The following is a 17,476-nucleotide window of genomic DNA, read 5'->3' on the forward strand; positions in this document are numbered from 1 at the left end:
GTGAAACGTTTCCCACAGCGTACCTAACGCCGTGTTTCACGTGAATCATTTGCCGATGCAGAATTCGGAAAAGATAACATCAAGTAAATCCTCGACATCTACCCTTCCGGTGATGCGGCCTAAACTGTGCGCAGCCTGCCGCAGGAACTCCGCGCGTATATCCAAGCCTGCAGCATTGAAGGTCACGGCCTGGTTCAGTGCCTCCAGACTTTCCGCTAACAGCGTCCGATGCCGCAAGCGGCTCGGCAAAGCCGATGAAAGTGCTGAAGACCGCGTTAGCAAATCGTTAACCAACAATTGATGCAGTTCGGCCAAGCCTGCGCCAGTCGTGGAAGAAATGCGAAGATCGTAATCTTCACCACCAATCGGATGTATGTCCGATTTAGTGCCTATTCGAAAGACTTTTCCGTCAAATCCGTCGAATTCGGTTTGCGGGGCAGACCCTATCTCAGCCAACGACAGAATAATATCCGCCTCCGACGCTGTTTTCAGCGCCCGCCGGATCCCCTCGCGCTCAATGACTTCCTCCGTGTCCCTCAAGCCGGCAGTGTCATAGAGCCTGACCGCATATCCCTCGATATTGAGATCGACATGGAGAACGTCACGCGTGGTTCCAGCAATATCCGTCACGATCGCCACCTCGCGGCGCGCCAGTGCGTTCATCAAGCTCGACTTGCCGGCGTTCGGCGCGCCGGCAATAACGACTTTTAACCCATCCCGGACAATTTCGCCCAAATCAGCCCCAGCAAGATGCGCTGACAATTCGGACTGCAGCTTTGCCATATTCGTCCAGACCAGATCGGATACCGAACCTGGGACATCATCCTCATCCGCAAAATCGAGCTCCGCCTCGATAAGAGCCCGAGCGCGTGTCAAACGATCCGCCCATCCCTCATAAAGCTTTGAAAGACCGCCCGCCGCGTGTTCCACAGCCAACCGGCGCTGCATTTCCGTCTCGGCTGCGATGAGATCGGCCAAGCCTTCGATTTCCACCAGATCCATCTTGCCATTTTCAAGGGCGCGGCGCGAAAATTCGCCATGTTCCGCCAAGCGGCAGCCTTTAATGCCGGCGAGCTCCTTGAGAAGCGCAGCCACAACCGCTTTGCCGCCATGAACGTGAATCTCGGCACAATCCTCCCCGGTAAAGGAAGCTGGAGCGGGGAAAATAAGGACTAAGCCTCGGTCAATCACGAGACCATTTCGAGTCCGAATCGTTTTCAGCGCCGCTTTCCGCGGCTTCGGCAACGCTCCGACGAGCGCCTTGGTTGCCGTCAGAGCCTCCAAACCGCTGATTCGGACGACTCCGACGCCCGCCGGGAGACCGCCGCTGGAAAGCGCAAAGATCGTATCGCTGGAGTGCTGCATAGAATTGATCCGCATCCGAATCGAATTGGCCGAGATCGACTTTCAAAGCCTAGGGCACATGCTTACAAACAAAATCGGGCCGCATAAAGCGGCCCGATCAAATTCATAGGATACCCGACGCTCAAATGAACGATGAATCCGGCTAAGGATTACGTGTTCATTGAATCGAAGAAGTCCGGATTGTTCTTCGTCTGCTTCAGCTTGTCGATCAGGAATTCGATCGCATCCGTAGTTCCCATCGGCGCAAGAATACGGCGGAGAACGAAGATCTTCTGCAAATCCTGGCGCGGAACCAGCAAGTCTTCCTTACGGGTGCCGGATTTCAGAATATCCATCGCCGGGAAGATACGCTTATCGGCAACCTTGCGGTCGAGGACGATTTCCGAGTTGCCGGTGCCCTTGAATTCTTCGAAGATCACTTCGTCCATGCGGCTGCCGGTGTCGATCAGCGCCGTCGCAATGATCGTTAGCGAACCACCCTCTTCGATGTTACGGGCGGCACCGAAGAAGCGCTTCGGACGCTGCAGGGCGTTGGCGTCAACACCACCGGTCAGAACCTTACCGGATGAGGGGACGACCGTGTTGTAAGCGCGGCCAAGACGGGTGATCGAATCGAGCAGGATGACGACGTCGCGACCATGTTCGACGAGGCGCTTAGCCTTTTCGATGACCATTTCGGCGACCTGCACGTGGCGAACGGCGGGTTCATCGAAGGTCGACGAAATAACTTCGCCGCGCACGGAACGCTGCATATCCGTCACTTCTTCCGGACGTTCGTCGATCAGAAGAACGATCAGATAGCAATCCGGATGATTGGCGGTGATCGAATGCGCGATGTTCTGCAGCAGCACCGTCTTACCGGTGCGCGGCGGTGCTACGATCAGACCGCGCTGGCCCTTGCCGAGCGGCGCCACGAGATCGATGACGCGCGGCGACAGATCCTTCGAGGTCGGAACGTCGAGCTCCATGCGGAAGCGTTCGTTCGGATAAAGTGGCGTCAGGTTATCGAAATGGACCTTGTGACGGATCTTTTCCGGATCGTCGAAATTGATGGTGTTGACCTTGAGCAGCGCGAAATAGCGCTCGCCTTCCTTCGGTCCGCGGATCGGCCCCTCAACCGTATCGCCCGTCTTCAGCGAGAAGCGGCGGATCTGCGATGGAGAGATATAGATATCGTCCGGACCCGGCAGATAATTGGCATTGGCGGAACGCAGGAAGCCGAACCCGTCCTGCAGGACCTCGACAACGCCTTCGCCGATAATTTCCACGTCCTGGCTGGCAAGCACCTTCAGAATGGCAAACATCAGTTCCTGTTTGCGCATCGTGCTTGCATTTTCGACCTCGAGCGATTCGGCAAAGGCCAGGAGATCGGTCGGGGATTTATTCTTAAGTTCTTGAAGCTTCATTTCAGCCATGAAGGGATTTACTCTGTTTTAGAAGGGGAAAGGCAATGTTGGTCGTATTCAGAACCGCGATGAGGGTGTTCGCGGGCGACAGAACTGATACATGCCACGAAGAAGAGATGGCGGGAAAATAGCGATTCACTTTCGGCCCCGCAAGGGGGGCTGGCAAAATGAAGGAAATTTAAGTTTCGCGTTAAGTTCTGCGTCTTATTTCACGCAAACGGCTTCACCACGACCAGAATGACGATCAGGATCATCAGCACCGTCGGCGCCTCGTTCATGAACCGCCAATAGCGAGCCGAATGCCGGTTTTCATCGCGCGCAAAGGCGCGAACGGCGCGGCTGAAGAACATATGGACGATGGTCAGCAGCACGACAAGGCCGATTTTGGCATGTAGCCAACCGCCGTGGAAATCGTAAACGGACCAGGCGAGATAGAGCCCGAAAATCCAGGTCAGCATCATTGCCGGCGTCATGATCACTCGCAAGAGCCGGCGCTCCATCACCTTGAAGGTTTCCGACTGCTGCGAACCGGGCTCGGCATCGGTGTGATAGATGAAAAGCCGCGGCATATAGAAAAGCCCGGCCATCCACGAGATCACCGCGATGATATGGAAGGCCTTGATCCAGAGATAGAGATTGTCCGGATGCCAGGCAAACAGGCCGATCGCCAATGCCGCGAACAGCAGGATCATGAAATAGGCGCGCCGGCTGGCGTATGCGCCGGCGCGAGGATCTATCTGCTTTTCTCCCGATTGCTCGTTCATCTCGTCAGCCCTTCCATCCGCGCACGCGCTCGACCAAGGCGGCGACATCGGATGGATCGGCCTGCGGCGTGATGCCGTGGCCAAGATTGAAGATCAGCGGACCATGGCCGAGATGCTGCAGAATATCGTCAATCCCATCGCTAAGAGCCTTACCGCCGGCAACGACACGCATCGGATCGAGATTGCCCTGCACCGGCCCTTCCTGTTGCAGCTCCCTCGCAAAGCTTAGCGGCACCGACCAGTCGAGACCGATCGCATCGGCTCCTGTCTTCTGCCGGTAGGTTTTCAGCAGATAGCCAGCGCCCTTGGCAAAGGCGATGATCCGCGCCTGCGGCCGCCGTGCCTTGACCGAAGCGATCATTCTGGCAACCGGCTTGATGGCAAAAGCCTCGAACTCCGTTTCACCGAGCACGCCCGCCCAGGAATCGAAGATCTGCACCGCATCCGCGCCAGCATCGATTTGCGCCACCAGGTAGTCGGCGGAAATATCGGCAAGCAGCATCAACAGATGCTCGAATGCCTTTGGATGCCGGTAGGCGAAAAGACGGGCAGGGGCCTGATCCGGTGTGCCATGGCCGGCGATCATGTAGGTCGCGACCGTCCAGGGCGCGCCGCAGAACCCGAGCAGCGTCGTCTCTTCGGGCAGTTCGCTCCGCAGCCGCCGTACCGTCTCCATCACCGGAGCCAGATGATCAATGACGCCGTCGGCCTTCAACGCCGCAATACCGGCTTCGTCGATCGGATCCATCTCCGGACCATGCCCCTCGGTAAAACGCACATTGCGTTTCAGCGCATCAGGGATCACCAAGATATCGGAGAACAGGATTGCAGCGTCAAAGCCATACCGCCGGATCGGCTGCAGCGTCACTTCGACCGCATGTTCCGGGGTATAACAGAGCTCGAGAAAGCTCCCGGCCTTTGCTCTTGTCTCCCGATACTCCGGAAGATAGCGGCCGGCTTGGCGCATCAGCCAGAGAGGGGGAGGGGTCAGCGTTTCACCACTGAGCACTCTCATGATCTTCCGGCGTTCATCGCTCAAAGACGTCATCCCATTTAAAAACCAAACATATATCTAAGGTTTCTATTTCTTAGAGTCGGTGACTATCAAGGATTAAAATCCATCCACGGCCGATCCAAAATGTCGCGCATCCATCAAGATCCGGCAAAGAGATCGGCTGGAGCGCCGGATATGTGGAAAAGGTAAAACTTAGATCAATCTTTTGAAGGGTTTGGCTTGCCTTTTATTTCAGGCCTGTCTGGGGATAAAATGGGGAGGCTGGCTGAAAGCCGCAAATTATCCACATTGCCCACAATCTCCGGCGAAGCGTCCCCGGCCAAATTCGAAATGTGGAAAAGTCGGCGGTTTTCCACTTGCCCCCGACCGGCCGCTTCCCGTACCTCTCTTCTCTCCCGACATATCAACAGGCAATGGAAAGTAGCGTGGAAAACCGGACAAGCTTCTTTCATCTGCATCTGATTTCTGACTCAACCGGTGAGACTCTGATCTCCGCGGGCCGCGCCGCCTCGGTGCAATTCCATGCCAGCCAGCCGATCGAACATGTCTATCCCCTGATCAGGAACCGCAAGCAGCTCCTGCCGGTTCTGGAAGCGATCGACCATAGTCCCGGGATAGTCCTTTATACGATCGTCGACCGTGAGCTTGCCGATTTCATCGCCGAGCGCTGCCGTGAGATGGGTGTGCCCTGCGTCAATGTCCTCGAGCCGGTAATGAATGTCTTCCAGACCTATCTCGGAGCGGCGTCCCGGCGCAGGGTCGGCGCCCAGCATGTGATGAATGCCGATTATTTCGCTCGCATCGAAGCGCTGAACTTCACCATGGATCACGATGATGGACAGATGCAGGATGATTATAATGACGCCGATGTCGTCATCATCGGCATCAGCCGGACATCGAAGACGCCGACCAGCATCTATCTTGCCAACAGAGGCATCAAGACGGCCAATATTCCGATCGTCCATGGCGTACCCCTGCCCGAGAGTTTGATCCGGGCGACCAAACCGCTGATCGTCGGGCTGGTGGCGACCACTGATCGTATTTCGCAGGTTCGCGAAAACCGTATCCTCGGGGCGACCGCCGGTTTCGATCGTGGTGACTATGTCGATCGCGCGGCGATCTCCGAGGAGCTGAAATATGCCCGCTCGCTCTGCGCCCGGCACAATTGGCCTGTCATCGATGTCACCCGCCGCTCGATCGAAGAGACCGCGGCCGCCATTGTTGCCCTGCGCCCGAAGCTGCGCTAAGCGCTGGATACCAAGATTCCCCGAGGTTTATCCGATATGACAGCACCGCTCATTCTTGCCTCTTCCAGCCCGTTCCGGCGGATGCTGATGCAAAATGCCGGTCTACATTTCCAGGCGGTGGCGGCTCAGATCGATGAACGCGCAATCGAAGCGCCGCTGGAGAAGGATGGCGCCGGGCCGGATGCTGTGGCGCTGGTGCTGGCCAAAGCCAAGGCGAAAGAGGTGAGCGATCGTTTCCCCGACTCGCTCGTCATTGGTTCGGACCAGACGATGTCGCTCGGCGATGAAGTTTTTCATAAACCGAAAACGATGGCGGACGCCGAGAACCATCTGCGAACCCTATCCGGCAAGACCCATCGTCTGAACAGTGCCATCGCACTGGCGCGCAACGGCGATATCATCTGGGAACATGTGTCCCATGCGGAATTGACCATGCGCGATTTCTCGGCCGATTTTGTCCACCGTCATCTGAGCCGTGTCGGCGAGAAGGCGCTGTCGAGCGTCGGCGCCTATCAGCTTGAGGCTGAGGGGATACAGCTTTTCTCGAAAATCGACGGCGATTACTTTACCATCGTCGGATTGCCGATGCTGCCGCTCCTTCAGCAGCTTCGCGAACTGGGAGTAATCGATGGGTGATTCACGTGAAACATTTGGCCCCAGCGCCTTCGTTACGGGCTACCCCATCAAGCATTCTCGCTCGCCTTTGATCCATGGCCATTGGCTCCGCACACTCGGTCTCGCCGGCAATTATCGTGCGCACGAGGTCTCGCCGGATGATTTCCCGGCCTTCATCGCTTCCTTGAAGGACGGTTCGAGCGGCTTTGTCGGCGGCAATGTGACGATCCCGCACAAGGAGACGGCATTCAAGCTGGCGGATCGCCCGGATGAATTGTCCGAGGAGCTCGGTGCTTCGAACACGCTCTGGCTTCAGGATGGCTTGCTACATGCGACCAACACGGACGGCCGCGGTTTCACGGCCAATCTGGATGAGCGCCATCCCGATTGGGATCGTACCGGACGAGTGGTGATCCTGGGTGCGGGCGGCGCCAGCCGCGCCGTCATCCAGGCGGTGCGCAACCGCGGCATTCCGGAAATTCACGTCGTTAATCGCACTGTCGAGCGTGCACGGGAACTGGCCGATCGCTTCGGCGAGCGTGTCCATGCCCATCCGATGGCGGCGCTGGATGAGGTGATGCGAGGTGCCGGTCTCCTCGTCAATACCACTTCGCTTGGCATGGACGGTGAGGCGGCGCCGCAGATTGATTTTTCGCCGCTGGCCGAAAATGCCGTTGTCACCGATATTGTTTATGTGCCGCTGAAAACGCCGTTGCTTGCCCAGGCGGAAGAACAAGGCTTCGCCACGGTCGACGGGCTTGGCATGTTGCTGCATCAGGCTGTGCCAGGTTTCGAAAAATGGTTCGGCAAGCGTCCGGTGGTCGATGAAGCGCTCCGGGCGCTGATCATCGCCGATATGGAAAAACATTGATGATCCGCATTGGACTGACCGGATCGATCGGCATGGGAAAATCGACGTCGGGCAAGCTCTTCGCCGAAGCGGGCATCCCCGTGAATGATGCCGACGCAGTCGTGCATGATCTTTATAGCGGCGAGGCCGTGCCCTTGGTCGAAGCTGCGTTTCCAGGAGCAACAAAGAACGGCACCGTCGACCGGCAGGAGCTTGGCCGCAAACTCGCCTCCGATCCCTCCGGGTTCAAGCGACTTGAGGCCATTGTTCATCCGCTGGTGCGGCAGCGCGAACGAACGTTTCTCAAACGTCAGCGTGCCGCCGGTGCCGATATCGTCGTGCTCGATATCCCCCTGCTGTTCGAGACCGGCGCCAATGAGCGGGTGGACAAGATCGTCGTTGTCAGTTGTGATACACAGATTCAACGGGAAAGAGTGCTTGCCAGGCCGGGCATGACTGAGGAAAAATTCGCCATGATTCTCTCCCGCCAGACGCCGGATGCGGAGAAGCGGGCGCGGGCGGATTATGTCATCGACACCGGCGGCAGCATCGATGCGGCGCGGGAGCAGATAAAAGACATCATAGCCGACCTGCGGCAGCGATCGGCAGACAACGGATCTGCAGGCGGAGAGCCCTAATATGCGCGAAATCATTTTCGATACGGAAACGACCGGCCTCGACAACAGAGCCGACCGGGTCATCGAAATCGGTGGTATCGAGCTCTTCAATCACTTTCCGACCGGCAAGACCCTCCATCTCTATATCAATCCCGGCGACCGCAAAGTCCATCCGGACGCGCTTGCCGTGCACGGCATCACCGACGAATTCCTGAAGGACAAGCCGTCCTTTGCCGATGTCGCCGATGAAATCCTTGCCTTTTTCGGCGAAGCCAAGTGGATCGCCCACAATGCGACTTTCGATATGGGTTTCGTCAATGCCGAATTCGCGCGGCTTGGTCGGCCGCCGATCCTACCCGATACGGTGATCGACACGCTGGCCATGGCCCGGCGCAAACATCCGATGGGGCCGAACTCACTGGATGCCCTCTGCCGGCGCTATGGCATCGACAATTCCCACCGCACCAAACACGGCGCGCTTCTCGACTCTGAATTGCTGGCTGAAGTCTATATCGAGATGATCGGCGGCCGGCAGACAGCCCTTGGTCTCGGCAGCATCAACGGTTCCGCACGCTCCCGTCAGGTCGACGATGCCGAAGAGATCGTTGCGGATATCCTGGTGCGACCGACGCCGCTGGCGAGCAGATTGAGCGAGGCCGAGCTGGAAGATCACGCAGCGCTGATCGCCAAGCTTGGCGAAAAAGGCATCTGGTCAAAATACCGCGCCGCGAATTGAAAACATACTCTAAGCCCAAAAGAAAATGCCCGGATCGAAATCCGGGCATCTTTGTTTCTATCGATGGAATGGACCGAAGGCTTAGTTCGGAACCGCTTCGACCTGGGCGCGGGCCTGTTCTTCGGCGACGCGCTGGGTGAACATCTGCGCGAAATCGATCGGGTCGATCATCAGCGGCGGGAAGCCGCCGTTGCGGGTGACGTCGGCGATGATCTGACGGGCGAAGGGGAAGAGCAGGCGCGGGCACTCGATGAAGAGCAGCGGCAGCATGTGTTCCTGCGGGAAACCGGTGACGCGGAAGACGCCGCCATAGACCAGCTCGGTGTGGAAGAGAACCCGTTCGCCATCCTTGGCTTCGGCATTCAGCGTCAGCACGACGTCGAAATCCGATTCCGACAGCGGATTGGCGTTGACGTTGACATTGATGTTGATATCGGGGGCGTTTTCCCGGGCCTGCAGCGAGCGCGGAGCACCAGGATTTTCGAAGGAAAGATCCTTGGTGTATTGAGCAAGGATGGAAAGGCTCGGGCTGGCTGCGCCGTTGCCGCTGTTCTCGTTGGCCATGGGGGTTTCCTCTGACGTCAATGGGTGTCGCCATCTAGCATTTCGAATAAGGGCTTACAACCCTTGAGGCTTCGGCCATCTTTGGCCGCTGTTGCCTACTCTTCAAGGCGTTTTTTGTCAGACCAAGGCGAGTTGCGATTGGGCTCTCGATGGAAATTGGTCTCGTCCAGATCGACGACATGCCCGGGGCTGCGCGGCCCTGTTTGCGGGCCGGAAGCCGAACTCGGGCCTTGGCCGGCGCCGCGCCTGAAGGCACGCGAACTGCCCAGAACGACGATGCGTTTGCGCAGGACCGTCCAGGCGAGCTCACGCACGGCCGGAATGAAGAGCAGCAAACCGATAATATCAGAGATGAAGCCGGGTAGCATCAGCAGGAATGCGGCAACGACGATCATGGCGCCATGCACCATTTCGCGTCCCGGATCGCCGCCATTGCGGCTCTCGGCGGAAATGCGCTGCAGGATACCGATGCCCTGGATTCTGAGAAGAGCGGCACCCAGGAGGGCGCTGAGGATTACCAGTCCCAATGTCGCCCAGACGCCGACCATCTTGCCGACGATGATGAAGCCGGCGATTTCGGCAAGCGGCATCAGAAAGACGAAGACAGGTACGAGGGATAGGCGCATGTTAATGTGTCCTGGAAGCGGGGGGCTTATACGCTTAGCGTTAGTCTATCGCGCATAATAAAGATACCGGTCCGCTATTTGAATGATAGATCGATGCGGACTATATGGGGATTGAAACTCTCAATTTTAACGGCGGTTCCGATACGAGATGGGTGCAAACGACTTTGTGACGATCTTTTTCCTGGTGGCAGCGGTGCTGATTTTCTTTCAGCTCCGTAGCGTTCTTGGCCGCCGTACGGGGAACGAGAAGCCGCCGCGCGATCTCTACGGTTCTCCCGATTCGGCTACGGGTCCGACTGTACCGGATGCCGGCAAGGTAGTGACCCTGCCGCGCCGCGATGCAGCCGAGGATGAGGATCGTTTTGCGGCCATCGACGCCTTTGCGGCAGCCGGCACGCCGCTCAACGATTCGCTGCGCGAATTGAGCAAGGCCGATCCCAGCTTCAATCCGAAGGAATTCGTCAATGGCGCCCGCATGGCCTATGAGATGATCGTCATGGCCTTTGCCGATGGCGATCGCAAGGCGCTGAAGGGCCTGTTATCGCGCGAGGTCTATGAAGGCTTCGATGCCGCCATTACAGAGCGCGAAACCAGGGGCGAAAAGGTAAAGTCCACCTTTGTCGGCATCGACAAGGCCGATATCGTCACCGCCGAGATGAAGGGGACGGAAGCCTTCGTGACGATGCGCATCGTCAGCCAGATGATTTCGGCGACCTACGATAAGGCCGGCACGCTGATCGACGGCGACGCCGAGGCCGTTGCCGAAATCAGCGATCTCTGGACCTTTGCCCGCGACAGCCGTTCGCGCGACCCGAACTGGAAACTCGTGGCGACCGAATCCGAACAATGACGACCCCATCGCAGGATTTCAGGCTTGAGCCGGCAACCTTCGCCGATCTGAAGGGCTGGAAGGACGACGATCCTTCCAGCCTTTTTCGTGCCATGAAGGACTGTCGGGACCATATCAGAGATGTAAAGCCCTACCGCACCGGTGCAGCCGGGCTGACCGCAAACGAGCTCCTGACCCTGCTCGACGATGCAGAAGGCTACGCGCCCAAGGACGCTGCCGAGGCCCGCGCCTTCTTCGAAGAACGCTGCCAGCCCTTTTTTATTCGCCGCGGCGACGGCGCCAGAGGTTTCGTAACAGCCTTCTATGAGCCGGAGATTGCAGTCTCCGCAACACCGGACGAGACCTATCGCTATCCGTTCTATCGCCGGCCGGACGATCTGATCGATCTCGACGATACCAACCGGCCTGCGGATCTCGATCCATCCTATATGTTCGGTCGTCTCGATAACGGCGCCGTCGCTGCCTATCCGGACCGCGGCGAGATCGATCGTGGTTACCTGGAGGGCAGGGGCCTGGAGATCGCCTGGGCGAAGTCCAAAGTCGACGTCTTCTTCGTGCATGTGCAGGGCGCGGCGAGATTGCTCTATTCCGATGGACGCATGGGCCGCATCACCTATGCCGCCAAGGCCGGCCATCCCTTCTCGGCCGTCGGCCGCCTGCTGATCGAACGCGGCGTACTCGACCGCGCGACGATTTCGATGCAGACGATCCGCGATTGGCTCTATGCCCATCCGCAGGAAGTCGATGAAGTCCTGTGGCACAACAGGTCCTACATTTTCTTCCGCGAGGCGGATGTCAGCGATCCGACGCTCGGCCCGATCGCAGCGGCGAAAGTGCCGCTGGTCGCGGGCCGTTCGCTGGCGGTCGACCGGCAGATCCACACTTTCGGCTTTCCTTTCTTCATCCAGTCGGAAAGCTTGACGCACCTCGACGGCGGCAAACCTTTCGGGCGGCTGATGCTGGCGCTCGATACCGGTTCGGCGATCGTCGGCCCGGCGCGTGGGGATATTTTTACCGGTTCCGGCTACGATGCGGGAGAGCTTGCCGGTACCGTGCGCAACGATGCGGATTTTTATATATTGGTTCCGAAGGCGGCAGCTCAGAGGTTCGGCTGATGGCTTCAGAACGGCAAACCAAGGAACGAAAGCTCAGCACCGACGAGCGCATCCTCTGGGGCAAGGTGGCGAAAAGCACCCGGCCAATGCCGGAACGGCTCGCCGATATCGAAGCTTTCGACGAGGTTCTGGCGGCAGAGGCACGGGCGGAGGAGACCGCACGTGCCGAGAAGGAGAAAGCTTCGGCAGCGTCCCGAGATCCGCAAATTCCGCCGCCACCGGCCAAACCGCCTTCCGGCGCGCACCATCCGCTGGAGCGGCCGGTCAAGCGTAAGATCGCCAAGGGCCGGCTGGCGTTGGAAGCGCGGATCGACCTTCACGGGCTGATCCAGAGCGAGGCGCACGCCATGCTCCTCGATTTCCTTCTCCGCGCGCATCAGCGCGGCCTTCGCCATGTGCTAGTCATCACCGGTAAGGGCAGTTCCATGGGTAGCGAGGGCGCCTTGAAGCGTGCCGTGCCGATGTGGTTTTCCAAGCCGGAATTCCGCTTCCTGATTTCGTCCTATGAGACGGCGGCGCAGCATCATGGCGGCGACGGCGCCCTCTATATCCGCCTGTCGCGACTGAAAGGCGAGAAGCTGTGACCCCCTTTGGCGAAGCGGTAAGAAAGCTGAGAGCGCGCAAGGGTGTCTCGCAGAAGGAAATGGCTGCGGCGCTGAACGTGACTCCGGCTTATTTATCCGCCTTAGAACATGGAAAGCGCGGCACGCCGACTTTCGATCTCCTGCAGCGCATTGCCGGATACTTCAACATCATCTGGGACGAGGCGGAGGAATTGTTCCTCGTGGCACGCTTTTCCGACCCGCGCGTCGTCATCGACACCTCGGGCCTGGCGCCGGAATATACGGCCTTTGTCAATCGGTTGGCGGGCCGGATTCGCAGCCTCGATGCGGCAACGATTGGGGAGCTATCCGAGCTTCTCGAAAATGCCGGCAAAAGCGGCTGAAAACCGCCTTAATCCCCTGCTTTATGCCTGATATGAGGGGCCTTCCATTTGGAAGTTCGGGGCGAAACATCCTATATTCAGGGAAAGAAAAACCGCTGATTCGGTAGAGATCGGCAGGGTTCTCTAAAACACTGGAAAGACTTCAATATATGACCGATACATCCGTAACCGAAAACGGCGGCAATGCCGAGTATGGCGCAGATTCCATCAAGGTTCTGAAGGGCCTTGATGCCGTGCGCAAGCGCCCCGGCATGTACATCGGCGACACGGATGACGGTTCGGGCCTGCACCACATGGTCTATGAGGTTGTCGACAACGCCATCGACGAGGCGCTGGCCGGCCATGCGGACATCGTTACGGTGACGCTCAATCCCGATGGTTCGGTGACCGTCACCGACAACGGCCGCGGCATCCCGACGGATATTCACACTGGCGAAGGTGTTTCCGCAGCCGAGGTCATCATGACCCAACTACACGCCGGCGGTAAATTCGACCAGAACTCCTACAAGGTCTCCGGCGGCCTGCATGGCGTCGGCGTCTCCGTCGTCAATGCCTTGTCCGTCTGGCTGAAACTGAAGATCCGCCGTCAAGGCAAGATCCATGAAATGAGCTTCACCCACGGCGTCGCCGACGCGCCGCTCAAGGAGACCGGCGATGCCGGCACCGAGACCGGCACCGAAGTCAGCTTCATGCCGAGCTCGCAGACCTTTACCATGACGGAATTCGACTATGCGACGTTGGAACATCGCCTGCGCGAGCTTGCATTCCTGAACTCCGGCGTCCGCATTCTTCTGACCGATAAGCGTCATTCCGACATCAAGCAGGAAGAGATGATCTATGACGGAGGCCTGGAGGCTTTCGTCGCCTTTCTCGATCGCGCCAAGAAGCCGCTGGTCGAAAAGCCGGTATCCATCCGTGGTGAAAAGGATGGCATCACCGTCGAAGTGGCGATGTGGTGGAACGACAGCTACCATGAAAACGTGCTCTGCTTCACCAACAACATCCCGCAGCGCGACGGTGGCACGCATATGGCGGGCTTCCGTGGCGCGCTGACACGTCAGATCACCTCCTATGCCGATACTTCCGGCATCACCAAGAAGGAAAAGGTGACGCTGACGGGCGATGATTGCCGCGAAGGCCTGACGGCGGTGCTTTCCGTCAAGGTTCCGGACCCCAAATTCTCCTCGCAGACCAAGGACAAGCTGGTGTCGTCGGAAGTGCGGCCGGTGGTCGAAAGCCTCGTCAACGAAGCGCTGAGCATCTGGCTCGAAGAACATCCCGCCGATGCGAAGGTGCTGGTCGGCAAGGTCGTCGAAGCCGCCGCCGCCCGCGAAGCTGCCCGCAAGGCGCGCGAACTGACCCGGCGCAAGGGCGCGCTGGATATCGCTTCTCTCCCCGGCAAGCTTGCCGACTGCTCCGAACGCGATCCGGCCAAGTCCGAAGTCTTCCTGGTCGAGGGTGACTCGGCAGGCGGTTCGGCCAAGCAGGGCCGCTCGCGCGAAAACCAGGCGATCCTGCCGCTGCGCGGTAAGATCCTCAACGTCGAGCGCGCCCGCTTCGACAAGATGCTGTCGAGCCAGGAAATCGGCACGCTGATCACCGCACTCGGCACCGGCATCGGCAAGGACGAGTTCAACGCCGACAAGCTGCGCTATCACAAGATCATCATCATGACGGACGCCGACGTCGACGGCGCCCATATTCGCACGCTGCTGCTCACCTTCTTCTTCCGGCAGATGCCTGATCTTATCGAGCGCGGCCATCTCTATATCGCTCAGCCGCCGCTCTATAAGGTGACGCGCGGCAAGTCGGTGCAATATGTGAAGGACGAGAAGGCGCTGGAGGAATATCTGATCGGCCAGGGTCTCGATGATGCCAGCCTGCATCTCGGCACCGGTGAGGTTCGCGCCGGCCAGGATCTGCGGGAGGTCATTTCGGACGCCCTGCGTCTGCGCACGCTGCTCGACAATCTACATTCGCGTTATAACCGTTCCGTCATCGAACAAGCGGCGATTGCCGGCGCTCTGAATGCCGAACTCGTCAGCAACCAGGCGCGTGCCGAAAGCCTGGTGAATGATGTTGCCAACCGGCTCGATATCATTGCCGAAGAAACTGAACGCGGCTGGACCGGCGGGCTCACCAGCGAAGGCGGCTTGCGTTTCGAGCGTATGGTGCGGGGCGTCAAGGAAGTCGTCGTTCTCGATATGGCGCTGATCGGCTCGCAGGACGCGCGCCTTATTGATCAGCTCGCCTCGCGCCTCAAGGAGATCTATAATCTGCCGCCGAAGCTCGTTCGCCGCGACGGCGAAACCGAGATTTCCGGTCCGCGCATGCTGCTGGAAACCATCTTTGCCAGTGGCCGCAAGGGTCTCACCATGCAGCGCTACAAGGGTCTTGGCGAAATGAATGCCGAGCAGCTCTGGGAAACGACACTCGATCCGAATGTCCGTTCGCTGCTGCAGGTCAAGGTCACCGATGCGACCGATGCCGACGGTTTGTTTGCCCGGCTCATGGGCGACGAGGTGGAACCCCGGCGCGAATTCATTCAGGACAACGCCCTCAGCGTCGCCAATCTCGATATTTGATCGCCAATTTCAGAAATCAAAAAAGGCCCGCCTGATCTTCCGGCGGGCCTTTCCGTTTTAAGATTAATTACTTGGCGATGAAGCTGCCGTTAAAGGCGACTTCGGAAAGCGGCTTGCGGTGGTTCGGCACTTCGCGTTCCCTTAGCTTCTCCGGAAGCTGATCCTTATCGCCAACCTTGCCGATCGCAACGGCCGCCTCGACGCGGAAGCCTTCCGGAATGCCGAGAACTTCATAGGATTTCTCGACATGGAAACCGCCCATGCCGTGCGCTGCGTAGCCGGCTAGGTGCGCCTGCAGCGCCAGGAAGCCCCAGGCTGTACCAGTGTCGAAGGAGTGGCTGTAGTTAGGCTTCTGCTCGGCGGAGCCGAGTTCGCCGTTATGAGTGCGCGAAACGACGAAAAGCAGCGCCGCGGCGGATTTCGCCCAGCCCTGGTTGAACTCGATCAGGAGATCGAGGAATTTCTCCCAGTTCTCCGAGCCACGCAGTGCGTAGACAAAGCGCCAAGGCTGCAGATTGGAGGCGGACGGCGCCCAGTGGGCGGCTTCCAGAATGGTCAGGAGATCGGCCTCCGGCATGGTTTCGCTGGAGAAGGCACGCGGCGACCAACGGTCGAGAAAGAGCTTGTCGATCGGATATTGCGATTCGCGGGTATTGCTGGACGTCATGGGATTCTTTCCATCTGAGGGAGCCGGTCGCGGACCGTTGGGAGCGGACGAAGCGACTGGCTTTGGAGGATGCGAAGTGAACCTATACCCCGCTTGCGTCCGCAGTCCAGACCACGTCGAGCTCTTCGCGGAAGGCAAATCGCTTGAGGTGATCGGCCACCACATTCTGCATGCGCTCGAGGTCCTGCGGATTTTCGACGTGCAGGGTCATCAGCAAAGCGGAAGCATCGGCCGAAAACTCGACGAAGGTTTCGGGGCTGAACGGCACTTTGCCGGCGGTTTCGTTGAATTCGACGGTGAATTTGTGACTCCAGTGCTTGCAAAGCTGCTGCAGATAGCGACTGGCATGGTCGGTTTTCACGGAAGAAACGGAAGTAGGCATAGGGGGCTCCGATAACTGGAATATAGGAGGCAAGTTTATAGTCGTATCCGGCGCTGCCCGGTAGACAGTCTGTTTCAACATTACGTTATTTCGGTGAAATCCGATTTCGCTATGATCGCGCCCAACAGAACGCGCGCAAATTGGAGACAGAACCTTGCTGGTGAGCGGAAAGTGGATGGAAGACTGGCAACCCGTCCAGGCCAAGGATGAAAAGGGCGGCTTCGTTCGCCAGACATCGAGCTTCCGCAATTGGGTGACATCGGATGGGCGACCAGGCCCGACGGGTGAGGGTGGTTTTGCAGCCGAAGCCGGCCGTTACCATCTCTATGTCGCGCTGATCTGCCCCTGGGCCTCGCGCACGCTCATCGGCCGCAAGCTGAAGGGTTTGGAAGAGGTCATTTCCGTATCGGTGGTCGAGCCGGCCTTGAGCAAGCAAGGCTGGCGGTTCGGCGATTACCCCGGCGCGACCAACGATCCGGTCAACGGCGCCGGCTATGTGCACGAAATCTATACGAAGGCCGATCCGCTCTTCTCCGGCCGCGCCACCGTGCCGGTGCTTTGGGACAAGCGGAAGGGCACGATCGTCAACAACGAATCCGCTGATATTCTGCGCATGTTGAACGACGGTTTCGGCGATCTCGCCAGCCACGCGATCGACCTTTATCCGGCCGGCCGGCGCGAAGATATCGATGCTTTCAGCGCCCGCATCTATCCGGTCCTCAATAATGGTGTCTACCGCACCGGTTTTGCAACGACGCAGATCGCCTATGAAGAAGCCTTCCGCGATGTGTTCGATTGCCTCGATTGGGTTGAAGGCGAACTGGAGGGCAAGGACTTCCTCTTTGCTGAGCACCCGACCGAAAGTGACATCAGGCTTTTCGTGACCCTCGTTCGCTTCGATCTTGCCTATCACGGCCTGTTCAAATGCAATCTCCGCCGCCTGTCGGACTATGCCAACCTCCAGGCCTTCTGCCGTCGCATGCTCGATTGGCCCGGCATCGCCGAGACCGTCAGCTTCGACCATATCAAGCGCGGCTATTACTCCATCGCGGCGCTCAATCCGACTGGAATTGTGCCGGCTGGCCCTGCGCTCGACGAGCTTTTCTGATACTCGACCGCCTCAGAA

The 17,476-nt window shown here is 58.6% G+C and carries 19 protein-coding genes; 11 read left to right on the plus strand and 8 right to left on the minus strand.

Translation table 11 applies throughout. From position 1 onward, the window contains the following. Positions 1-45: 45 nt before the first annotated feature. The 4 genes from mnmE to hemE form a co-directional block, all read right to left on the minus strand. Entirely contained in the window at positions 46-1,365 is a 1,320-nt protein-coding gene (gene mnmE / locus QA648_RS16950; protein ID WP_283048211.1) for a tRNA uridine-5-carboxymethylaminomethyl(34) synthesis GTPase MnmE, read from the minus strand. 149 nt (positions 1,366-1,514) lie between these two features. Further along, a complete protein-coding gene (gene rho / locus QA648_RS16955) occupies positions 1,515-2,780 on the minus strand; it encodes a transcription termination factor Rho (protein WP_004127423.1) in 1,266 nt (421 codons plus the stop codon). A 200-nt stretch (positions 2,781-2,980) separates the two neighbouring features. After that, positions 2,981-3,535 carry a protoporphyrinogen oxidase HemJ gene (hemJ, locus tag QA648_RS16960; RefSeq protein ID WP_104824926.1) on the minus strand — a complete coding sequence of 185 codons (555 nt, stop codon included), beginning with the start codon at positions 3,533-3,535 and terminating at the stop codon, positions 2,981-2,983. A 4-nt stretch (positions 3,536-3,539) separates the two neighbouring features. Further along, positions 3,540-4,574 carry a uroporphyrinogen decarboxylase gene (hemE, locus tag QA648_RS16965; RefSeq protein ID WP_283048219.1) on the minus strand — a complete coding sequence of 345 codons (1,035 nt, stop codon included), beginning with the start codon at positions 4,572-4,574 and terminating at the stop codon, positions 3,540-3,542. A gap of 401 nt (positions 4,575-4,975) precedes the next feature. Between hemE and QA648_RS16970 the strand changes: the two genes are divergently transcribed. Genes QA648_RS16970 through dnaQ form a run of 5 tightly spaced genes read left to right on the plus strand, consistent with a single transcriptional unit; the run spans position 4,976 to position 8,615 of the window. Further along, positions 4,976-5,797, plus strand: coding sequence for a pyruvate, water dikinase regulatory protein (locus QA648_RS16970; RefSeq protein WP_104821430.1), 822 nt, complete (start codon positions 4,976-4,978; stop codon positions 5,795-5,797). A gap of 36 nt (positions 5,798-5,833) precedes the next feature. Continuing rightward, complete coding sequence (locus tag QA648_RS16975; protein ID WP_283048224.1) at positions 5,834-6,433, plus strand: Maf-like protein; 600 nt, start codon at positions 5,834-5,836, stop codon at positions 6,431-6,433. After that, on the plus strand, positions 6,426-7,283 hold the full coding sequence (locus tag QA648_RS16980) for a shikimate dehydrogenase (protein WP_283048225.1): 858 nt from the start codon (positions 6,426-6,428) through the stop codon (positions 7,281-7,283). Before QA648_RS16975 ends, QA648_RS16980 begins: the two co-directional genes overlap by 8 nt. After that, positions 7,283-7,900: a dephospho-CoA kinase gene (gene coaE, locus QA648_RS16985; protein ID WP_283048226.1), complete on the plus strand. Its 618-nt coding sequence runs from the start codon at positions 7,283-7,285 to the stop codon at positions 7,898-7,900. The genes QA648_RS16980 and coaE overlap by 1 nt, the downstream gene beginning before the upstream one ends. A gap of 1 nt (position 7,901) precedes the next feature. Beyond that, complete coding sequence (gene dnaQ / locus QA648_RS16990; RefSeq protein ID WP_283048228.1) at positions 7,902-8,615, plus strand: DNA polymerase III subunit epsilon; 714 nt, start codon at positions 7,902-7,904, stop codon at positions 8,613-8,615. An 81-nt stretch (positions 8,616-8,696) separates the two neighbouring features. Here the strand turns inward: dnaQ and secB are convergent, their stop codons facing one another. Next, positions 8,697-9,179 (minus strand): protein-export chaperone SecB, encoded by a 483-nt coding sequence (gene secB, locus QA648_RS16995; protein ID WP_104821435.1) that lies wholly within the window; start codon positions 9,177-9,179, stop codon positions 8,697-8,699. Positions 9,180-9,274: 95 nt separating this feature from the next. Continuing rightward, entirely contained in the window at positions 9,275-9,805 is a 531-nt protein-coding gene (locus QA648_RS17000) for an FxsA family protein (protein WP_283048230.1), read from the minus strand. Positions 9,806-9,953: 148 nt separating this feature from the next. Here QA648_RS17000 and QA648_RS17005 point away from each other — a divergent pair, with 148 nt between their 5' ends. The 5 genes from QA648_RS17005 to gyrB all read left to right on the plus strand — a co-directional run bounded on the left by QA648_RS17005 (position 9,954) and on the right by gyrB (position 15,301). Next, positions 9,954-10,655, plus strand: a complete 702-nt coding sequence (locus QA648_RS17005; protein ID WP_104821437.1) for a Tim44/TimA family putative adaptor protein — start codon at positions 9,954-9,956, stop codon at positions 10,653-10,655. Continuing rightward, positions 10,652-11,770, plus strand: a complete 1,119-nt coding sequence (locus QA648_RS17010; RefSeq protein ID WP_283048232.1) for a murein transglycosylase A — start codon at positions 10,652-10,654, stop codon at positions 11,768-11,770. The genes QA648_RS17005 and QA648_RS17010 overlap by 4 nt, the downstream gene beginning before the upstream one ends. Continuing rightward, entirely contained in the window at positions 11,770-12,354 is a 585-nt protein-coding gene (locus QA648_RS17015; protein WP_283048233.1) for a Smr/MutS family protein, read from the plus strand. The genes QA648_RS17010 and QA648_RS17015 overlap by 1 nt, the downstream gene beginning before the upstream one ends. After that, positions 12,351-12,716: a helix-turn-helix transcriptional regulator gene (locus tag QA648_RS17020; RefSeq protein ID WP_104821440.1), complete on the plus strand. Its 366-nt coding sequence runs from the start codon at positions 12,351-12,353 to the stop codon at positions 12,714-12,716. Before QA648_RS17015 ends, QA648_RS17020 begins: the two co-directional genes overlap by 4 nt. 149 nt (positions 12,717-12,865) lie before the next feature. Continuing rightward, positions 12,866-15,301, plus strand: coding sequence for a DNA topoisomerase (ATP-hydrolyzing) subunit B (gyrB, locus tag QA648_RS17025; protein WP_283048235.1), 2,436 nt, complete (start codon positions 12,866-12,868; stop codon positions 15,299-15,301). Between the two features lie 67 nt (positions 15,302-15,368). On the opposite strand, the gene QA648_RS17030 is transcribed toward gyrB, so the two are convergent. Both QA648_RS17030 and QA648_RS17035 read right to left on the minus strand, forming a co-directional pair. After that, on the minus strand, positions 15,369-15,968 hold the full coding sequence (locus tag QA648_RS17030) for a nitroreductase family protein (RefSeq protein WP_283048236.1): 600 nt from the start codon (positions 15,966-15,968) through the stop codon (positions 15,369-15,371). A gap of 82 nt (positions 15,969-16,050) precedes the next feature. Beyond that, positions 16,051-16,350 (minus strand): DUF2218 domain-containing protein, encoded by a 300-nt coding sequence (locus QA648_RS17035; RefSeq protein WP_283048238.1) that lies wholly within the window; start codon positions 16,348-16,350, stop codon positions 16,051-16,053. 154 nt (positions 16,351-16,504) lie between these two features. Between QA648_RS17035 and QA648_RS17040 the strand changes: the two genes are divergently transcribed. Further along, positions 16,505-17,458, plus strand: coding sequence for a glutathione S-transferase family protein (locus tag QA648_RS17040; protein WP_283048239.1), 954 nt, complete (start codon positions 16,505-16,507; stop codon positions 17,456-17,458). Positions 17,459-17,476 lie beyond the last annotated feature (18 nt).

The organism is Rhizobium sp. CB3171 (genome assembly GCF_029714265.1).
Lineage (GTDB): Bacteria > Pseudomonadota > Alphaproteobacteria > Rhizobiales > Rhizobiaceae > Rhizobium.